The organism is Metabacillus sp. RB-C-LZQ-3-1 (genome assembly GCF_058315175.1).
Genome location: NZ_JBZFLI010000001.1, coordinates 1 through 18,783 on the forward strand (window position 1 = coordinate 1; position 18,783 = coordinate 18,783).

Annotated in this window: 24 protein-coding genes and 1 riboswitch; of the genes, 21 read left to right on the top strand and 3 right to left on the bottom strand. The window is 36.0% G+C overall.

Features of this window, described 5'->3' with window-relative positions; all coding sequences use genetic code 11:
• The 14 genes from AC4GZ8_RS00005 to lysA all read left to right on the top strand — a co-directional run.
• On the top strand, window positions 1-216 hold a 216-nt coding region (locus AC4GZ8_RS00005), incomplete at its 5' end, for a hypothetical protein (RefSeq protein ID WP_491079756.1).
• A gap of 262 nt (window positions 217-478) precedes the next feature.
• Window positions 479-1,441: a nuclease-related domain-containing protein gene (locus AC4GZ8_RS00010; RefSeq protein ID WP_491079757.1), complete on the top strand. Its 963-nt coding sequence runs from the start codon at window positions 479-481 to the stop codon at window positions 1,439-1,441.
• An 87-nt stretch (window positions 1,442-1,528) separates the two neighbouring features.
• Window positions 1,529-2,692 carry a D-alanyl-D-alanine carboxypeptidase family protein gene (locus AC4GZ8_RS00015; protein WP_491079758.1) on the top strand — a complete coding sequence of 388 codons (1,164 nt, stop codon included), beginning with the start codon at window positions 1,529-1,531 and terminating at the stop codon, window positions 2,690-2,692.
• Window positions 2,693-2,787: 95 nt separating this feature from the next.
• Window positions 2,788-3,141 carry an anti-sigma F factor antagonist gene (gene spoIIAA / locus AC4GZ8_RS00020; protein ID WP_491079759.1) on the top strand — a complete coding sequence of 118 codons (354 nt, stop codon included), beginning with the start codon at window positions 2,788-2,790 and terminating at the stop codon, window positions 3,139-3,141.
• Entirely contained in the window at window positions 3,138-3,578 is a 441-nt protein-coding gene (gene spoIIAB, locus AC4GZ8_RS00025; protein WP_491079760.1) for an anti-sigma F factor, read from the top strand. Before spoIIAA ends, spoIIAB begins: the two co-directional genes overlap by 4 nt.
• Window positions 3,579-3,591: 13 nt before the next feature.
• The gene (gene sigF, locus AC4GZ8_RS00030; protein ID WP_491079761.1) at window positions 3,592-4,353 is read left to right on the top strand and encodes an RNA polymerase sporulation sigma factor SigF; all 762 of its coding nucleotides are present in this window, start codon (window positions 3,592-3,594) and stop codon (window positions 4,351-4,353) included.
• Window positions 4,354-4,666: 313 nt separating this feature from the next.
• Window positions 4,667-5,293, top strand: coding sequence for a stage V sporulation protein AA (locus AC4GZ8_RS00035; RefSeq protein ID WP_491079762.1), 627 nt, complete (start codon window positions 4,667-4,669; stop codon window positions 5,291-5,293).
• Window positions 5,277-5,702 (top strand): stage V sporulation protein AB, encoded by a 426-nt coding sequence (locus tag AC4GZ8_RS00040; protein ID WP_491080386.1) that lies wholly within the window; start codon window positions 5,277-5,279, stop codon window positions 5,700-5,702. The genes AC4GZ8_RS00035 and AC4GZ8_RS00040 overlap by 17 nt, the downstream gene beginning before the upstream one ends.
• A 12-nt stretch (window positions 5,703-5,714) precedes the next feature.
• Complete coding sequence (gene spoVAC / locus AC4GZ8_RS00045) at window positions 5,715-6,164, top strand: stage V sporulation protein AC (protein ID WP_491079763.1); 450 nt, start codon at window positions 5,715-5,717, stop codon at window positions 6,162-6,164.
• A gap of 15 nt (window positions 6,165-6,179) precedes the next feature.
• Window positions 6,180-7,202 carry a stage V sporulation protein AD gene (spoVAD, locus tag AC4GZ8_RS00050; RefSeq protein WP_491079764.1) on the top strand — a complete coding sequence of 341 codons (1,023 nt, stop codon included), beginning with the start codon at window positions 6,180-6,182 and terminating at the stop codon, window positions 7,200-7,202.
• Window positions 7,202-7,552 (top strand): stage V sporulation protein AE, encoded by a 351-nt coding sequence (gene spoVAE, locus AC4GZ8_RS00055; RefSeq protein WP_026558937.1) that lies wholly within the window; start codon window positions 7,202-7,204, stop codon window positions 7,550-7,552. Before spoVAD ends, spoVAE begins: the two co-directional genes overlap by 1 nt.
• A gap of 7 nt (window positions 7,553-7,559) precedes the next feature.
• Window positions 7,560-8,141, top strand: coding sequence for a stage V sporulation protein SpoVABEA (gene spoVAEA / locus AC4GZ8_RS00060; protein WP_491080387.1), 582 nt, complete (start codon window positions 7,560-7,562; stop codon window positions 8,139-8,141).
• The gene (locus tag AC4GZ8_RS00065) at window positions 8,119-9,597 is read left to right on the top strand and encodes a spore germination protein (RefSeq protein ID WP_491079765.1); all 1,479 of its coding nucleotides are present in this window, start codon (window positions 8,119-8,121) and stop codon (window positions 9,595-9,597) included. The genes spoVAEA and AC4GZ8_RS00065 overlap by 23 nt, the downstream gene beginning before the upstream one ends.
• Window positions 9,598-9,850: 253 nt before the next feature.
• Window positions 9,851-11,173 (top strand): diaminopimelate decarboxylase, encoded by a 1,323-nt coding sequence (gene lysA / locus AC4GZ8_RS00070; protein WP_491079766.1) that lies wholly within the window; start codon window positions 9,851-9,853, stop codon window positions 11,171-11,173.
• A gap of 100 nt (window positions 11,174-11,273) precedes the next feature.
• Here lysA and AC4GZ8_RS00075 read toward each other — a convergent pair whose 3' ends face one another.
• Entirely contained in the window at window positions 11,274-12,158 is an 885-nt protein-coding gene (locus tag AC4GZ8_RS00075; RefSeq protein ID WP_491079767.1) for a DUF1002 domain-containing protein, read from the bottom strand.
• Between the two features lie 208 nt (window positions 12,159-12,366).
• Here AC4GZ8_RS00075 and AC4GZ8_RS00080 point away from each other — a divergent pair, with 208 nt between their 5' ends.
• The 5 genes from AC4GZ8_RS00080 to AC4GZ8_RS00100 all read left to right on the top strand — a co-directional run bounded on the left by AC4GZ8_RS00080 (window position 12,367) and on the right by AC4GZ8_RS00100 (window position 16,283).
• Window positions 12,367-12,801, top strand: coding sequence for a peptidylprolyl isomerase (locus AC4GZ8_RS00080; protein ID WP_491079768.1), 435 nt, complete (start codon window positions 12,367-12,369; stop codon window positions 12,799-12,801).
• Between the two features lie 164 nt (window positions 12,802-12,965).
• Window positions 12,966-13,113, top strand: a riboswitch (FMN riboswitch).
• A 204-nt stretch (window positions 13,114-13,317) separates the two neighbouring features.
• Window positions 13,318-13,965, top strand: a complete 648-nt coding sequence (ribE, locus tag AC4GZ8_RS00085; RefSeq protein ID WP_491079769.1) for a riboflavin synthase — start codon at window positions 13,318-13,320, stop codon at window positions 13,963-13,965.
• A gap of 89 nt (window positions 13,966-14,054) precedes the next feature.
• Window positions 14,055-15,248, top strand: coding sequence for a bifunctional 3,4-dihydroxy-2-butanone-4-phosphate synthase/GTP cyclohydrolase II (locus tag AC4GZ8_RS00090; RefSeq protein WP_491079770.1), 1,194 nt, complete (start codon window positions 14,055-14,057; stop codon window positions 15,246-15,248).
• A 22-nt stretch (window positions 15,249-15,270) separates the two neighbouring features.
• On the top strand, window positions 15,271-15,735 hold the full coding sequence (gene ribH, locus AC4GZ8_RS00095; RefSeq protein ID WP_491079771.1) for a 6,7-dimethyl-8-ribityllumazine synthase: 465 nt from the start codon (window positions 15,271-15,273) through the stop codon (window positions 15,733-15,735).
• A gap of 197 nt (window positions 15,736-15,932) precedes the next feature.
• Complete coding sequence (locus tag AC4GZ8_RS00100; RefSeq protein WP_491079772.1) at window positions 15,933-16,283, top strand: GNAT family N-acetyltransferase; 351 nt, start codon at window positions 15,933-15,935, stop codon at window positions 16,281-16,283.
• Between the two features lie 103 nt (window positions 16,284-16,386).
• On the opposite strand, the gene AC4GZ8_RS00105 is transcribed toward AC4GZ8_RS00100, so the two are convergent.
• The gene (locus tag AC4GZ8_RS00105) at window positions 16,387-16,935 is read right to left on the bottom strand and encodes a DUF309 domain-containing protein (protein ID WP_491079773.1); all 549 of its coding nucleotides are present in this window, start codon (window positions 16,933-16,935) and stop codon (window positions 16,387-16,389) included.
• Window positions 16,936-17,055: 120 nt separating this feature from the next.
• Complete coding sequence (locus AC4GZ8_RS00110) at window positions 17,056-17,148, bottom strand: YjcZ family sporulation protein (RefSeq protein WP_226526600.1); 93 nt, start codon at window positions 17,146-17,148, stop codon at window positions 17,056-17,058.
• A gap of 219 nt (window positions 17,149-17,367) precedes the next feature.
• Between AC4GZ8_RS00110 and AC4GZ8_RS00115 the strand changes: the two genes are divergently transcribed.
• Together AC4GZ8_RS00115 and scpB are read left to right on the top strand one after the other, a co-directional pair.
• Window positions 17,368-18,114 carry a segregation/condensation protein A gene (locus AC4GZ8_RS00115; RefSeq protein ID WP_491079774.1) on the top strand — a complete coding sequence of 249 codons (747 nt, stop codon included), beginning with the start codon at window positions 17,368-17,370 and terminating at the stop codon, window positions 18,112-18,114.
• Window positions 18,115-18,711 (top strand): SMC-Scp complex subunit ScpB, encoded by a 597-nt coding sequence (scpB, locus tag AC4GZ8_RS00120; protein ID WP_491079775.1) that lies wholly within the window; start codon window positions 18,115-18,117, stop codon window positions 18,709-18,711.
• Window positions 18,712-18,783: the final 72 nt, after the last annotated feature.

Genomic DNA, 18,783 nt, shown 5'->3' on the forward strand with positions numbered 1-18,783 from the left:
AGAGGCTGTGGTTTTTTATTTCCAAGATTACAATGTAACTATGGGGAAGATGTTAGGAAAAAGGAGAGGTTGACGCAACGAAAAGAGGAATTGACGCGACCAAAGGAGAAAGACGCAATAAAAAGAGGAAATGACGCGACCAAAGGAGGAACCGACGCAACAAGGGACAAAATTGACGCAACCAAAGGAGAAAGACGCAATGAAAAGAGGAAATGACGCGACCAAAGGGGGAACCCGACGCAACAAGGGACAAAATTGACGCAACCAAGGGAGAAAGACGCAATGAAAAGAGGAATTGATGCGACCAAGGGGGAACCCGACGCAACAAGGGACAAAATTGACGCAACAAAGGTCAAAAATAGATGGAATAAACACTAATTTTAATTTTGAAGTAATATTTTATAATTTCTTATATATTAGAGGATTACGAAACACCACTATTGAAATAGTAAGGAAAAAGTAAAGGAGATAAATTACCATGATCGTGAAAGAAAAACAGCTACCAATTAAAATCAATAAGTTAGAGGCTTTGCTGAGAAGGATATCAGAACATCATCCTAATCGTTCAAAAATAGAAAGTGAGTATATAAAAAGAATGGCTGGATATAAAGGGGAAAAGTCACTTGAATATTACCTGAGTTTTCTCGATGAAGACTATTATATCTTTCATGATTTGAGATTGAAGGGTAAGAAGCATTTTTTTCAGATTGACGTTCTCATCTTAACTTCGAAATATATACTCATAATTGAATCAAAGAATATTACAGGTACTCTTATATTTGATCAGGAATTTAGCCAGCTTATTAGAGTATTAAATGGAATAGAAGAGGGCTTTCAAGATCCTATCAATCAGGTAAAGCATCAAGAATACCAATTAAAGAAATGGCTTTTCGATCAAGCTCAACTCGAACCCGAAATCGAGTCTTTTGTCGTTATTACCAATCCGAATACAATAATTAAAGGAGTAAATGGAGATTTAGCAACTAAGTTAAAGATCATTAAAGGGTCAAATTTAATATTTGAAATAGAAAAATTAAATAAGATCAACAAGCTGAATAAAAAGATGACTCATAAACAATTATGTCTTCTATCAAAATTGCTTGTTCAACAGGACATTCCAAATAACCAAAATATTCTTAGAGAATTTAATATTGACCCAAAAGATATCTTAACAGGTATATACTGTGATAGATGCAAGAAGATGTCTATGAGTAGAACAAATGGTAAATGGTGTTGTGCACATTGTCAAAAGACATCAAAGTACGCTCATCTTCAAGCGATAAAAGACTACTATTATTTAATTGGTCCTTCAATTACGAATAAAAAATTCAGAATGTTTACTAACCTCAAATCAAGAACAACCTCATACAAACTACTATCTTCACTAAACTTTAAATCCTCTGGGACTACTAGTAGTACCATATATCATATTGAAATTTAAAACCGACTCAAAAATTTCTTCCAACCCTTGTATATTTTCCCTCCTACTGGAAAAAATGGAATGTATAAAGAATGGAGGGCTTATGAAATGAAACGAGTGATATCGTGTTTAACGTTTATAACAATGCTTCTTTCTGTAACACCTATGGCTTTAGCTAAAGAATCAACAACTGTCGAGCTTGCAGATAAAGCGAAGTCTGCTGTTTTAATTGAACGGGATACCGGAACCATTTTGTATGATAAAAACAGTGATGAAAAACTTCCTCCAGCAAGTATGACAAAGATTATGACAATGCTTCTAATTATGGAAGCGCTAGATAAAGAACAAATTAAATGGGATGAAAAAGTTCGTACAAGTGAGTATGCTGCTTCAATGGGAGGATCACAAATCTTCCTAGAGCCTGGTGAAGAAATGACTGTTGAGCAAATGCTAAAAGGAATTGCAATTGGATCAGGAAATGATGCATCTGTTGCAATGGCTGAAAAAATAGCTGGATCTGCTGAGGAATTCGTTAACATGATGAATAAAAAAGCAGATGAATTAGGCCTGAAAAATACACATTTCAAAAATCCAACAGGATTACCGGAACAAGATCATTACAGCTCTGCCCATGATATGGCCTTAATGGCAAAAGAACTATTAAAATACGAAGAAATTACGAATTTTACTGGAAAATATGAAGACTATTTACGTGAAGGAACTGATAAAAAGTTTTGGCTAGTAAATACAAATCGACTCGTCAAGTTTTATCCGGGAGTAGATGGTGTAAAAACTGGCTTTACAAATGAAGCGAAATATTGTTTAACGGCAACAGCTAAAAAAGACAATATGCGTGTTATCGCTGTTGTTTTTGGAGCAGATACACCTAAAGACCGTAATGCACAGGTTACCAAAATGCTAGATTATGCATTTAGTCAATATCAAACACATCCTTTATTTGAAAAGGATCATGTCTTATCTCAAGTAGAAGTAAGTAAGGGCAGTGAAAAAAAAGTAAGCCTAATGACATCAGAGCCAATATCAGTTCTTACGAAAAAGGGTGAAAAGGTTGATGATGTCACACAAGAGGTATTAATGAAAAAGGATATAAAGGCCCCTGTTAATAAAGGGGATGAGCTTGGGACTCTTCAATTAAAGAAAGATGGCAAAGTAATTGCAGAGAGCAGACTTGTTGCTGAGAAAGATATTGATGAAGCAAGCTGGTGGACGATGTTTAAGCGAGTTATGAGCAATTTTTCAAAGGCTGGCTAATGATGACGAAATACCACTAGTTTTGTCATTGGGCAGGAAATTAACAGCTAGATCAAGAATAGACTCTTATCCAGAATTTAAGGAGGGGTAAAACCTTGAGTCTAGCGATTGAACTTGATGTAAAAGAATCTGTACTATGTATACGACTCTCAGGTGAGCTTGATCATCATGCAGCAGAAGAATTACGCTCAAAGGTGACTGAAACTTTAGCAGCAAATCAAATTCAACATATTGTACTTAATCTTGGAGAATTATCATTTATGGATAGTTCAGGATTGGGAGTCATCTTAGGAAGATATAAGCAAATTAAAGCAACAGGTGGAGAAATGGTTGTATGTTCGATTTCTCCATCAGTCAAGCGATTATTTGATATGTCAGGTTTATTTAAGATCATTCGATTAGAAGAAGATGAGCTTAAAGCGCTTCAGACTTTGGGGGTGGCATCATGAAAAACGAAATGAACCTTCAGTTTTCAGCGCTAAGTCAAAATGAATCGTTTGCAAGGGTAACGGTAGCTGCTTTTATTGCACAATTAGATCCAACAATGGATGAGTTAACCGAGATTAAAACAGTAGTGTCAGAGGCTGTTACGAATGCAATCATCCATGGATATGATAATGATCCAAATGGTATTGTCTATATTTCAGCTACTCTAGAGGATGGAATTGTTCAATTAACGATCCGTGATGAAGGGGTAGGTATTGTGGATGTGGAAGAGGCGAGACAACCTCTTTATACGACAAAACCTGAGCTTGAAAGATCAGGAATGGGCTTTACGATTATGGAGAATTTTATGGATGAAATAACAGTCGAATCATCTGAAGCAAAAGGAACGACAGTTAGATTGATAAAACACTTATCGAAAAGTAAAGCGCTATGCAATTAAAGGGAGACTTGCTATGGATGTGGAGGTCAAGAACGATCAATCGAATACACAGTTAAAGGATCATGAAGTTAAGGAGTTAATTCGTCGCAGTCAAGAAGGGGACCAAGAAGCACGAGACTTAATTATTCAAAAAAACATGAGGTTAGTGTGGTCTGTTGTCCAGCGTTTTTTAAATCGTGGATATGAACCTGATGACTTGTTTCAAATTGGGAGCATTGGATTACTAAAATCTGTTGATAAATTTGATTTATCTTATGATGTTAGATTTTCGACCTATGCAGTACCAATGATTATCGGTGAAATCCAACGATTTATTCGTGATGACGGTACAGTGAAAGTAAGCCGTTCTTTGAAGGAATTAGGAAATAAAATCAGACGAGCACGAGATGAATTGTCAAAAACAATGGGAAAAGTACCAACAGTTGCTGAAATTGCCTCCTATTTAGATATTGCTCCTGAGGATGTTGTACTAGCACAGGAAGCCGTTAGAGCACCTTCATCAATCCATGAAACTGTCTATGAAAATGATGGAGATCCCATTACATTGCTCGATCAAATTGCTGACAATACGGAAACAAAGTGGTTTGATAAAATTGTCTTGAAAGATGCCATTCGGGACTTAGACGAACGAGAGAGACTCATTGTTTTTCTCCGTTATTATAAAGATCAAACTCAGTCAGAGGTAGCCGACCGGCTCGGTATTTCTCAAGTACAAGTTTCAAGACTTGAGAAAAAGATATTACAGCAAATGAAAGAAAAAATGAATCAATTATAAAGTGAAATTTCTATCAGTGGGGGTCTTACTGCCCTCTAAGAGTGGGATAAAAAAGAAGAATTAATGATTATCACTCCTTAAAATTTCAAGGAGGATAATGTTTATTCTTCTTTTTTTTGTGTTCTATTTCTCCGCTTTGTCTACTACCCCTTCGTATTTTACTACGATCAACCAATGGTAATTGTTGGACTTTCTTACAGGATTGCATGATTAAAATTAAGGCAAAGCATACTACATATACAATCACAAATTTTACTTGATGCAAAGAGGTAAAAATGCTTCATCTATTACAATCATTAGGAAGTGAATCTTGATGGATAAGACGGTATATATTAGACTTCGTCACCGAATTCAAGTACATCCTAACGATGTCATCACGATTGATAAAGTTGCACTTATAGTCGGCGATAAGGAGTTGACAGAAAAGCTAAAAAAGATTGTGATTCATAAAGTCCAGCTAAGTGATAAAAATATGGTCGTCATTGATGTTATGCAGGTCATAAAAGCAATACAAAAACATGACAGCCAAATAGAAATCCAAGCATTAGGATCGAACCAAACAATTGTAGAAATCCTGTACAAAAAAAAGAGGCTATCCCCTCTTTTGTTTTGTATCGTATGGCTTTTGCTTTTTATTGGAGCAGGGTTGGCGATAATGAACTTTCACGAGGATGTAAGTATGCAGGCTGTTCATCAACGTATATACAAAATTGTGACGGGAAGAGAGAATGATCAGCCGCTCATTTTACAGATACCTTATTCAATAGGTCTAGGATTAGGAATGATTTTGTTTTTTAATCACTTATTCAAAAAAAGAATTAATGAAGAACCAAGTCCCTTAGAGGTAGAAATTTTTAATTATCAACTTGATTTAGACCAATACGTAGCGATGAACGAAAATAAAGAAAATATAAACAAGAATGATGATGATGTTAAGTAGCCTTATTCTTATAATTATCGGATTATCCGGGGGGCTTGTTGTTGGTTCAGGTTTTGTCGCATTTTTAGCCGTATTAGGAATTATTCCTAGGCTTACACAATTAACAAAAACATATCAGTTTATCCACGTTTATGAGTGGGCGATTATATTAGGTACGGTATTAGTAGGGTGGGCTAGCTTAAGGAATAGCATGCTATTTCAATCTGAGATTTGGCTTATTCCAATCGGTCTCTTTTGTGGAACTTTTATAGGAATGTTAGCGGCAGCCCTAACAGAAGTACTTAACGTTTTCCCTATTTTAGCTAAGAGAATTGGGTTAGGAGAAAAAATTATTGTTTTGTTAATGGCGATTGTCCTTGGGAAAATTATTGGTTCATTATTTCATTGGATGTATTTTGTGAATCATTAAGGAGGTAAGAGCATGGTAAAAATGAAAGAGGATTATAAGAATAAAATTAGAGATTATCAGCCAAAACCACCATATTTTATGAATTGCTTTAAGGCATTTCTAATTGGTGGATTAATTTGTTTATGTGGCCAGGGAATACAAAATTTTTATATGAACGTTTTTCACTTTTCAGAAAAAGATGCAGGAAATCCAACAGTTGCAACACTTATTTTAATATCAGCTTTACTAACAGGTTTTGGTGTTTACGATAAGATTGGGCAATTTGCAGGTGCGGGCTCAGCGGTACCTGTTACAGGGTTTGCTAACTCTATGACAAGTGCAGCAATTGAGCATAGAAGTGAAGGTCTTGTGTTAGGGGTTGCAACCAATATGTTTAAGTTAGCTGGAAGTGTGATTGTTTTTGGTGTTGTAGCTGCCTATATAGTCGGAATGATTCGTTATTTCTATGGACTAGCATTTTAAGATGGGGTGAAGAAATTGAAACTAACTGGAAAACAAACATGGCAATTTGAGAACCCATTATTTATTCATTCAAGTGGGACGGCAGTTGGTCCTAAAGAAGCGGAAGGACCACTTGGGCAATATTTTGACATAAAACATAAAGAACTTCACTGTGGAGAGGATAACTGGGAACTAGCAGAGCGAAGATTAATGGAACAAGCAGTTGAGCAATGTCTTACAAAAGGGAATAAAACAAAAGATGATATCGATTTATTTTTAGCGGGAGATTTGCTAAATCAGAACGTTACAGCTAATTATGTAGCGAGACATCTTAGTCTGCCTTTTCTCTGTATGTTCGGTGCTTGCTCAACTTCTATGGAAACAGTAGCAATTGGCGCAGCGTTAATAGATGGAGGGTTTGCTAGTCAAGTAATTGCTGCAACCAGTAGCCATAATGCAACAGCAGAGAGACAGTTCCGTTATCCGACAGAATATGGGGGACAAAAACCTGATACTGCCACCTTTACAGTAACTGGTTCAGGTGCAGTTTTGATAAACAAAGAAGTAAGTAATATTAAAATCACCTCTGCGACGATAGGGAAAGTAGCAGACTTAGGAATAAAGGATCCATTTGATATGGGTTCCGCAATGGCACCTGCAGCTGCTGATACGATTGCACAACATCTTAAAGACTTAAACAGAACCCCTGATGATTACGATCTTTTTTTAACAGGAGATTTGTCCGGTGTTGGGAGTCCAATTGTAAAAGAACTTCTAAAGGAAGAAGGCTATGATGTTCATGATAAGCATAATGATTGTGGATTAATGGTCTATCGGCCAGATCAACAAGTTTTTGCAGGTGGTAGTGGATGTGGATGTTCGGCTGTCGTGACATACGCTCATATCTTTAACGAACTAAAGGCAGGAAATTTAAAACGAGTTTTTGTTGTAGCAACAGGTGCATTGCTGAGTCCAACAATGATTCAGCAAAAAGAATCAATTCCAACAATAGCACATGGAGTTGTTTTTGAAAGAGCTGATGGGGGAGTGAGCAGCTAATGGAATATTTGTTAGCATTTGTTGTTGGAGGAGCTATTTGTGTTATTGGTCAAATATTATTAGATGTATTTAAGCTAACCCCAGCACATGTCATGAGCTCATTTGTCGTTTCAGGGGCAATATTAGATGGATTTGGTCTTTATGATAAATTAATAAAATTTGCTGGTGCTGGAGCAACAGTACCTATCACAAGTTTTGGTCACTCTCTCCTTCATGGAGCAATGGAACAAGCTAAAGAGCATGGCTTTATTGGTATAGGTATTGGTATATTTGAATTAACTTCAGCGGGTATATCGGCAGCGATTTTGTTTGCGTTCATTATGGCACTTATCTTTAAACCGAAAGGATAGGTCAACATTGTCAGAAAAAAGAAGGGTCATCATAGTTACTGATGGAGACGAATATGCTGCAAGAACAATTGAATATGTGGCAGCCAAAATAGGTGGGCGAACCATTTCCAAATCCCAAGGGAATCCTACTACTTTAAGTGGCTCCGAAATAATTGAGCTTATTCTTCAGGCTAAAAATGATCCTGTCTTTGTCATGTTTGATGATTGCGGTTTATTAGGAGAGGGGGCTGGTGAAGTGGCATTAAAATATGTTGTTGAACATCCCCGGATTGAGGTGCTGGGAATAATTGCAGTAGCGTCGAAAACACATCAGACAGAGTGGACGAGAGTTGATGTTAGCATTGACAGGTTTGGTGAATTAACCGAATACGGAGTAGATAAAAGTGGACTAAAGGACCTTGAACTTGGAAGAATAAGCGGTGATACAGTCTATTGTTTAGACCAATTAAAGGTGCCGATAGTTGTTGGAATTGGAGATATTGGAAAAATGGCAAGAAAGGACAGTGTGAAAATTGGATCTCCGGTCACAATGAAAGCTGTTGAGCTTATACTAGAAAGGAGCGGATATGATGTCAAAAACGGAAGCTAAACAGTATCCTATCTCGACAAACTTAGCGGAAAATGAACGATTTTTTACAGAACACGTTGGACTGAATACGAGCTTTGATTTAGGTGTTCGAAAATTAACTATTTTAGACTTTCAAGTAAATATGTATTATTTGAATGGACTTTGCGATACGAATTACATTACGCAAATTTTAAAGAATGTCACGTTAATTAATGATAGAGAAGTAAATCACACCAAATTCAAGGATATTTTAGAAAATAGAATTGTTAACCAATCAGTTCAAAAAATAAAAACCTTAGATGAAGCTGTTGATCAAGTTCTATCTGGGCTGATTGTTTTTCTTTTCGAAGGATCTGACTATGGATTAGTCATTGATGTAAGGAGTTATCCTGGCAGACAACCTCAAGAACCAGATACGGAGAAAATTGTTCGTGGAGCAAGGGATGGTTTTGTTGAAAATATTATTGTTAACACAGGCTTAATTCGCAGAAGGATTAGAGATGAGCGTTTGCGATATGAAATGATGAAAATTGGTGAACGTTCAAAAACAGATGTTTGTCTTGCTTACGTTAAAGATGTCGCAGATCCCGGGCTAGTTAAAACCATAAAAAAAGAGCTTGAAACAATCAAAATTGATGGAATTACGATGGCTGATAAAACCATTGAAGAATTCTTAGTTCGACAGGGCTATAATCCGTATCCTTTAGTAAGGTATACAGAAAGACCGGATGTAGCGGCTAATCACTTATTAGAGGGACATGTATTAATCATTGTGGATACATCGCCAAGTGTTATAATCACACCAACTACTTTGTTCCATCATGTCCAGCATGCTGAAGAATATCGCCAGGCTCCTGCAGTTGGAACCTTTCTTAGATGGGTTCGTTTTTTGGGAATAGTGGCATCAATATTTCTTTTACCATTATGGTTTCTATTTGTTTTAGAACCTTCATTATTACCTAAAGAAATCGCTTATATCGGTCCAAATGAAGAAAAAAATATTCCGGTCGTTATCCAAATATTTTTGGCTGATTTTGGTATTGAGTTTTTAAGAATGGCTGCAATACATACACCAACCTCACTTTCCACTGCAATGGGTTTAATAGCTGCGGCGTTGATTGGTCAAATTGCCATTGATGTTGGACTGTTTGTTCCGGAAGTTATCTTATATGTAGCAATTGCAGCAATCGGTACATTTTCAACACCAAGCTATGAATTAAGTGTGGCAAATAAAATGGCAAGGTTATGTCTGTTGATTGCAGTTGCAGCCTTTAAGTTAGAGGGCTTTGTTATTGGATGTACACTTTTTATCCTTTTACTTGCAAGAATACGATCACTAAATACTCCCTATCTATGGCCGTTTCTGCCATTTAATGCGAAGGCCTTCTGGCAAATTATCATCAGAACATCTGTACCAGGTGCTAAGCTAAGACCAAGCATTGTCCATCCTCAAAACGTAAAAAAACAACCAGATTAGGGAAAAGTGACATTGAAAGAACCCCTCTTTTATGATATTGTATGTTTAATTTCATACAGAATTTTCATAACAGACAGTTAATAGCCAGCTGGTGTTAACTGTCTTTTTCCTTGTACTATCAGAAAGTTAAATTAGGCTTTTGCCCTGGCGACAAGCCAAATTTTTCTTCGCTATACCGCTAATCGTGACTTAAATGATTGGTAAGCAAAATATATAAACGTAATAGCCTAGTTGTAGAAAGAGGGGATACATTTTGTTCTTACATGGTACTAGCAATATAAATGAAAAAGGACATTTAGAAATAGGCGGAGTTGATACCATTCAATTAGCGAAAGAGTATGGTACACCTCTTTATATTTACGATGTAGCATTAATAAGAGAACGTGCTCGAAGCTTTAAAGAGGCGTTTGAAAAAATGGGTGTTAAAGCACAAGTTGCATATGCTAGTAAAGCATTTTCATCAATTGCCATGTTTCAACTAATTGCTGAAGAAGGCTTATCATTAGATGTTGTTTCCGGCGGAGAATTATACACAGCAATTGCTTCTGGATTTCCTGCATCAAGAATTCACTTGCACGGAAACAATAAAAGCAGAGCAGAGCTTAAAATGGCATTGGACCATCAGGTAGGCTGCATCGTTGTAGATAATTTCTATGAGATCGAATTATTAGAAGAATTAGCTGCAGCATCCGATCAAAAGGTAGCTGTCCTGCTCCGTGTAACTCCTGGTGTTGAAGCACATACACATGATTATATTACAACAGGACAAGAAGATTCAAAATTTGGATTTGGTTTGTTAAATGGACAAATTGAAAAAGCAATTGAAACAGTATTGAAATCTAGTCAAATTCAATTATTGGGAATTCATTGCCATATTGGTTCCCAAATATTTGATACAGCTGGATTTGTTCTTGCAGCAGAAAGAGTTTTTGAGAAAATCAAGGAATGGAAAAACCAATTTTCTTTTGTCCCAGAAGTTGTTAATCTAGGGGGAGGCTTTGGTATTCGCTATACAGCTGAAGATGAGCCGCTTCCAGCTACTTATTATGTTGAAAAAATCGTTGAAGCTGTAAAAACACAAGTTAGCGATATGGGGATTGCAATGCCTGAAATATGGATTGAACCAGGTCGCTCACTTGTAGGAGATGCGGGAACAACATTATATACAACAGGATCTACGAAATCAGTTCCTAACATTAGAGACTATGTCGCTATTGATGGTGGAATGAGTGATAATATTCGTCCAGCATTATATCAAGCAAAATATGAAGCAGTTTTAGCGAATCGTGCGTTAGAAAAGCATGATGTCCCAGTTTCAATCGCTGGAAAATGCTGTGAAAGTGGAGATATGTTAATTTGGGACTTACCATTACCAGAGGTAAAGCCAAATGATATTTTAGCTGTATTCTGTACAGGTGCATATGGCTATTCAATGGCTAATAACTATAACAGAATCCCACGACCGGCAGTAGTATTTGTTGAAAATGGTGAGGCACAACTTGTAGTGAAAAGAGAGAGTTTTGAAGATCTGATTGTTAATGACCTTCCATTACAATCAAAAGTGATCAATAAATAATGAAAAACGAGAGTAGTGGAATCCACTACTCTCGTTTAATTTTGTGCGTATTTTTGGTGTCTAGCTCCAGGCGATAGGCAGGCGCTTTGCGATTTTCTTATTAAGCTGATTGCTCATTATTCGTAAAGATGGAGATAATCGCATTCCACAAAGCTATGAAAAACTCTTTTACTTGCTCTAAGAAGGTTTGACCTTCTTCTGAATTAAGAAAATTTGAAATTTTATCTCTTGCCTGATCAAGCTGGTCACCAACTTGGTTCCAGTCAATATTAATATCCTTCATTTTATTAAATAGCTCAATTAAACTATTAATATCTTCCTCAGATAGTGTAATTCCTAATTCATTTGCTGCATTTTCAATCATTGTTCTTATTTCTGCATCTGTTTCAGGCATGCCATTTTGAGCTATCTCATCTTTGATTTTTGCCATTAGTGCGGAAGCATTTTCAGCGCCAACTTCATCACCAAGTTTTGCTGTTGTGACAAGTTCTTCATTTGCAACCTGTTTTACATCTTCTGGTATAGCTTCCTCAGAAGAAATTTCATAGGCTTTAATTAGGCCAGTTAAAGCAGCAGTACCCGATACTTCAAAAGGAGCAGTAACATAAATGGCTGCATCTTTAACACCGGCTGTCATAAGTGCATTTAAATACATTTCATCTGTTACCCAGTTGATATTTTTAGTTTTGACCTCAAGACCCGAACCTGCTTCTTCAATCGTAATGCTTGTTGATGAAATAGCTTTTGTCCCGATCGTAGCCTTAGGGATATAATCTCCTAAATATTGATGCTCTTCTTCATTAGAAACTGTAATTATTTGATCATCTTCTGTTGCATTCATTTCCTTTAAAATCGTTTGTTTTTGTTCTTCTGTTAAGTTTTCACCGAGGGTGATGATCATATCCCCAACTACCGCATCCGCATAAGTTAAGGATGGAAAAGCAATTAACAGAAAAGCAATGAAACTAAATATATATTTCTTCAATTTAATGCCTCCTTAAACAATAAAACAATGAACTCTTCACATCTATTATAGAGCTTTTTGCTAAATGTCAATACATACTAAACAGAATTTAAGAATATCTTAAGATAATTTATTTGCGATCTATTTGGTATTCCTCCCTTGAGTATAGTAGAATAGTTAAGTATTCATGTCTATTAGACGTACAAAACGTATTGGAGGTTTCATACATATGAAAAAAGCGCAAATTACAATGGAAAACGGAGATGTTATGACTTTCGAACTTTTCCAAAACGAAGCACCTGGAACAGTTGCTAACTTTGAAAAGCTTGCCAATGAAGGGTTTTATAATGGTTTGACTTTTCATCGAGTTATTCCCGGTTTCGTAGCACAAGGTGGTTGTCCACATGGAACAGGAACTGGTGGTCCTGGCTACACAATTAAATGCGAAACTCAAGGTAACCCGCATAAGCATGAAGCAGGATCACTTTCAATGGCACATGCTGGTAAGGATACAGGTGGTAGTCAATTCTTTATTGTTCACGAACCACAACCTCACTTAAACGGAGTTCATACTGTTTTTGGTAAAGTTACTGATAATCTAGAAGCGGTTTATAAAATTAAACCAAATGATGTGATGAAAGAAGTAAAAGTTTTTGAAGAATAAAATCTGATAAATAAGGACTGTCCTCGAAATGGGCGGTTCTTTTTATTTAGCGTTTGTAACGGGTTTGTTGAGTTAGAATCTTTTTATTAATAAAAAAAGTACATAAAGATTGCAACATTCACATTATACGGATAAAATATAATTTATAATTTCATATTTCGTTTTACATTCTTCGGGGCAGGGTGGAATTCCCTACCGGCGGTGATGAAGGGAAGAACCTTCTTAGTCCGTGACCCGTTAACATTGTTGTTAACGGTGGATCTAGTGAAAATCTAGAGCCGACAGTGAAAGTCTGGATGGGAGAAGAATTGCGTGAATTTTTTTTGCGGTGTATCTACGTCTTTTTTTTAAAAAAATAGACATATGGATACTCTTATTTGACATACTCAAATATCAATTTCTGACAATAACCAAGCCCCTAGTCTCTTTGACAGCGGGCTTTTTTGCTTTGCATAAAACATGCAAAGCAATGTAAACGTAAATATGACAACAATCTATTAGGAAGGAGGAATAATTTTGTTTACAGGAATCATCGAAGAGATAGGCACGATTGAAGGTGTACAAAGCTCAAAAGAAGCAATTGTTTTTACAATAGGAGCGAAGCAAATTCTTAAAGATGTCTCCCTAGGAGATAGTATCTCAGTTAATGGAGTATGCTTAACAGTCACGCAATATACAGCATCTTCCTTTTCGGTTGATGTGATGCCAGAGACGGTTAGAAGTACATCATTGTCACAATTAAAAAAAGGTTCCCCGGTAAACTTAGAAAGAGCAATGGCTGCGAATGGAAGGTTTGGGGGTCATTTTGTTTCCGGTCATGTTGATGGTATAGGAAAAATCATAAAAAAACAGCAAGTGTCCAATGCAGTTTATTATGAAATTCAAGTTTCAGAAGAATTAACAAGTACATTGATTCATAAAGGTTCTATTACAGTGGATGGAATAAGTCTTACAATTTTTGGGCTGGAGGATCAAAAAGTTGTGATTTCGATTATTCCTCACACTTTAGGGGAGACCATATTAGGTACAAAAGGTGTTGGCGATATCGTTAACATTGAATGTGATTTGGTTGGGAAATATATCAAAAAATTTGTTTCTCAACAAGAAAGTCCCAAAGGCTCTTCATTGAGTAAATCGTTTTTAGAAGAAAATGGCTTCGCTTAATGTGAAAACTAGATCGTTTTCTTTGAACTATAACTGATGTATCTAAACTAATAGCCTTGAAATGAAACATATATGAAGGGAGTTATATCATGTTCCATACAATTGAAGAGGCGATAACAGATTTAAGAGAAGGTAAAGTAGTCATTGTTGTTGATGATGAGGACCGCGAAAATGAAGGGGATTTTGTTTCACTAGCAGATAGAGTGACTCCAGAAGCGATTAATTTTATGATAAAGCACGGTAGAGGGCTTGTATGCGTCCCGATAACTGAAAAGCAGGCGGCTAAATTAGATCTCTCTCCAATGGTCACTCATAATACTGATCCACATGGTACAGCTTTTACAGTTAGTGTTGATTACAAAACAAATGCAACTGGAATCAGTGCCTTTGAACGTGCAGACACAGTAAGAGCACTTTTATCTGAAGACTCAAAGCCATCAGATTTCAAGAGACCAGGTCATACTTTTCCATTAGTTGCAAAAGAAGGCGGGGTTCTCCGTCGTGCAGGTCATACTGAAGCAGCTGTAGATTTGTCTCGCCTATGTGGTGCAAAGCCTGGTGGAGTTATTTGTGAGATTATAAAAGAAGATGGCACGATGGCAAGGGTACCAGACCTGCTTGTCCTTGCTAAAGAGCTTGACTTGAAGATCATTACGATTAAAGACTTAATCAAATACCGGAATCGTAGAGAAAAATTGGTCAAAAAAGAGGTTGAAATTGATTTACCAACTGAATTTGGTTCATTTAGAGCAATTGGTTATTCGAATGCATTAGATGAAAAAGAACATATTGCTTTTGTAAAAGGAGATATTAATCCTGATGAAGAGACTTTAGTAAGAGTCCATTCAGAATGCTTAACAGGAGATGTCTTTGGATCTTACAGATGTGATTGCGGTCCTCAATTACATGCTGCTCTTTCTCAAATTGAGAAAGAGGGTAAGGGTGTGTTACTCTACATGAGACAAGAAGGTAGAGGTATTGGTCTTATTAATAAAATGAGAGCTTATAAGCTTCAAGAACAAGGGTATGATACCGTTGTAGCAAACGAAAAATTAGGTTTCGCTCCAGATTTGAGGGATTATGGCATTGGTGCGCAGATTCTAAAGGACTTAGGAATTGAAAAAATGAAGCTGCTAACGAATAACCCGCGAAAAATTGCTGGACTTGAAGGATATGGCCTGACAATTGTCGACAGAGTGCCGATTGAAATGCCAGCAAGAGAAGAAAATGAGCATTACTTAAGAACAAAATATGAAAAATTAGGTCATTACCTACATTTTTAATAGAAACTTGGAGGAATAAAAGATGAAAACATTTGAAGGTCATTTAATTGGAAGTGGATTGAAAGTTGCAATCGTTGTAGCACGTTTTAATGAGTTTATTACATCTAAACTATTAGGCGGAGCTGAAGATGCGTTAAAAAGACATGGTGTTGAAGAATCAGATGTAACAGTTGCTTGGGTTCCTGGTGCATTTGAATTACCGCTTGTTGCAAAAAAATTAGCAGAATCCGGTAAGTACGATGCGGTTATCACTTTAGGTACTGTCATTCGTGGTGCAACAACACACTATGATTATGTTTGCAATGAAGCAGCAAAAGGAGTTTCACAAGCTTCATTAACAACAGGTGTGCCTGTGATCTTTGGTGTACTAACAACTGAATCAATTGAACAAGCAATTGAAAGAGCTGGAACTAAAGCTGGTAATAAAGGTTATGAAGCTGCAGTAACAGCGATAGAAATGGGAAATTTATTAAAGACTCTTGAATAATTTTCCTAAAAAAGTGTTTAAAATCGTCAAAAAACTGTATATAATGATTGAGTAGCAAAGGATAAATTTGAATCATATTTATAGTTGTAATACTTAAATTTTTGGCTAGGTCAAGTTTAATTAAAGCCAAGTTTTTTGTACGGTTTCAAACACTTTTGCTTTCGTCTTGAAAGCTATTTCGTTAATGAGGGGTATCTATGTTAATTCGCTTTAAAAAAAGTTTTGAAAAAATTGCGATGGGTCTTCTTTCTTTTATGCCGGCTGAAAAGGACTTAAAGCAATTACAACAAACAATAAAACAATATGAAACATTAGATGAGTGGCAATTGTTTTTATGGAAGCAAGACGAAGATATCATTGGTGCTATTGGTGTCGTTTTTAAAGGAGAAGACACTGTTGAAGTACAACATATTAGCGTAAATCCTTCTCACCGGCAACAAGGAATTGGTAAGCAAATGGTACATGCGGTAACAGATCTCTATAAAAACAAAACAGTTGTTCCAAATAACGAAACGGAATCATTTTTTGAAAAATGTAAAGAATGTTAAAAGTAGTCGCTAATTTGTAATGGGCAGGCTTACAATGCCCTATCCTATGTTCAGTTAATTTTTGAAGATAAGATAGGGTGCGTAAGTCTGCCTTTTCTAATAGTTAGGATTCAAGTTTATTTGTTTTTACAGACCGATTTTTTTTTCTTTTTTCTAATTGATACAAACGTTCATTAATGACGTCAGTCCGATTACGTCTTATATGTTTATGAATTAATTCTTTATTTGTTAAATTGCTTTCTACTCCCCATTCCAACCCTTTTCTATTACATAACATTATGCACTCGTCCATTAACTCTTTATTTACTATTGGAAGGTTGATACTTAAATAAGGCAGATGATTTTGTATTTCATTTTTTCTTTTTTGTAGTAATTGGATTAGGTGATCATTATGTAATCCTAACTTTTCAATTTGTTCCTGTTCATTTTCCAGAATGGCAATGGCACTAGAAATCATTTTTAATGCTCCGTTAAAATTTCCTCTTCTGTGATGATAAAGAGCAACGGCTATTTGAATCAACCCGACCCAGTACTTCTTTCTATCTTGTGGAGCATCTTTTTTCCAATGCTCTTCAAGTACTTCATGGCATTCAAAGTAATCCCGATCACAATGAAAATGCAGTAAGTAATCAATATAAGCACGTTCAAACATTCTAATATAACCCCCACATGTTAATTAATTCATAATGTTAGTTTATCATAATACTCCCCACAGATTTGGTTATGCGCAGACAAAAAGAGGTTGCTGATTCATCAGCAACCTTTTTTCCTATTACAACCAAGCAGCACCTACGATAATTAATAAAATGAACAGTACAACAATTAACGCAAATCCTGCGCCATAGTTAAAACCATGATCACCCATGTTGTTATTCCTCCTTCAAGTTTAGCTTTTATACACTTGTAATATATGAGTGAAATCGTAAAATGTATGGGCTGGTGTCTATCTTCTGAAGTGTTTTTAGGTAATCTTTGGATGGAAACTGACACTGTACAAGGTTACACGGCAGAAATAACTATTGGATATGATGAAAATTTACTCTATACTATATGGTGGCTAGTAGTAAGAATGGTGGGATAGAAATTGCAATATCACGTAAAAATAGACGCATTTGAAGGACCTTTAGATTTATTACTTCATTTAATAAACCGACTAGAAATTGATATTTACGATATTCCTGTTTCAGAAATAACTGAGCAATATATGTTATATATTCATACAATGCAGGAGCTTCAACTTGATATTGCCTCCGAATATTTAGTTATGGCAGCTACGTTGCTTTCAATAAAAAGTAGGATGTTGTTACCAAAGCAAGAAGAAGAACTATTCGAGGATGAATATGGAGAAGAACCTGAAGAAGATCCACGTGATGAGTTAATGAGGAGATTAATTGAGTACCGTAAATATAAAGAAGCGGCAGAGGATCTAAGATCTCTTGAAGAAGATCGTTCTCAGGTTTATACGAAAGCACCAAGTGATTTAAGTGAATTTGTTACAGAATCACAAGCACATATAGATTCTTTAAATGTATCCATTTATGATATGCTAGGTGCTTTTCAGAAAATGTTACGAAGACAGAAAATTCAAAAGCCAGTTCAGACCAAAATTGCGCGCCAAGAGATTCCAATTGAAAAAAGAATGGAAGAAATATTAGTTGACTTACGATCAAAACCTGGTAGAAGGAAATTTCAAGAATTATTTCCTTCAAATAGTAAAGAACATTTGGTTGTAACGTTTTTGGCAATCTTAGAACTGATGAAAACACATTCAATTGTAATAGAACAAGAAAATAATTTCTCAGACATTTATATCATGGGGAGTGAGTCTTAAATGACCTTAGGTGTGATTGAGTGGAATTCAATCGTTGAAGCGTTACTATTTGCTTCAGGTGACGAGGGTCTTTCCCTTAAACAATTAGCGATGGTTTTAGAGTTGGAAGAGCAAGAAGTAGTTGATATCATGACAGAGCTTGCAGAGAATTATAAGCAAAAGGATCGAGGAATTGAGCTTGTGGAGGTTGCGGGGCATTATCAACTTACTACAAAAAAGGAACATGCTATGTACTTAAAGAAGTTAGTCGAATCTCCTGGAAATGGATCTCTTTCACAAGCTGCATTAGAAACATTAGCCATTGTGGCATATAAACAGCCAATCACTAGGGCGGAGATCGAAGAAATTCGTGGAGTTAAAACAGAAAGACCCATTCAAACTTTAGTTTCGAAAATTCTTATAAAGGAAATTGGACGAGCAGAAGGAACGGGACGTGCAATATTGTATGGAACAACTAAGGAGTTTCTTGAATATTTTGGTTTAAAATCTATAGATGAACTCCCGCCGCTACCAGAAAAAGCTGATAATGAATTTGAGCAAGAAGAAGCAGATCTTTTCTTTGAAAAGTTTAACGAAACGTTAGAAGACTTAAACTAAACACTGTCAATATTTATATGCTAAACATGCAAAAAAGGCTGACTTAGAAAAATATTTTTCAGGTCAGTCTTT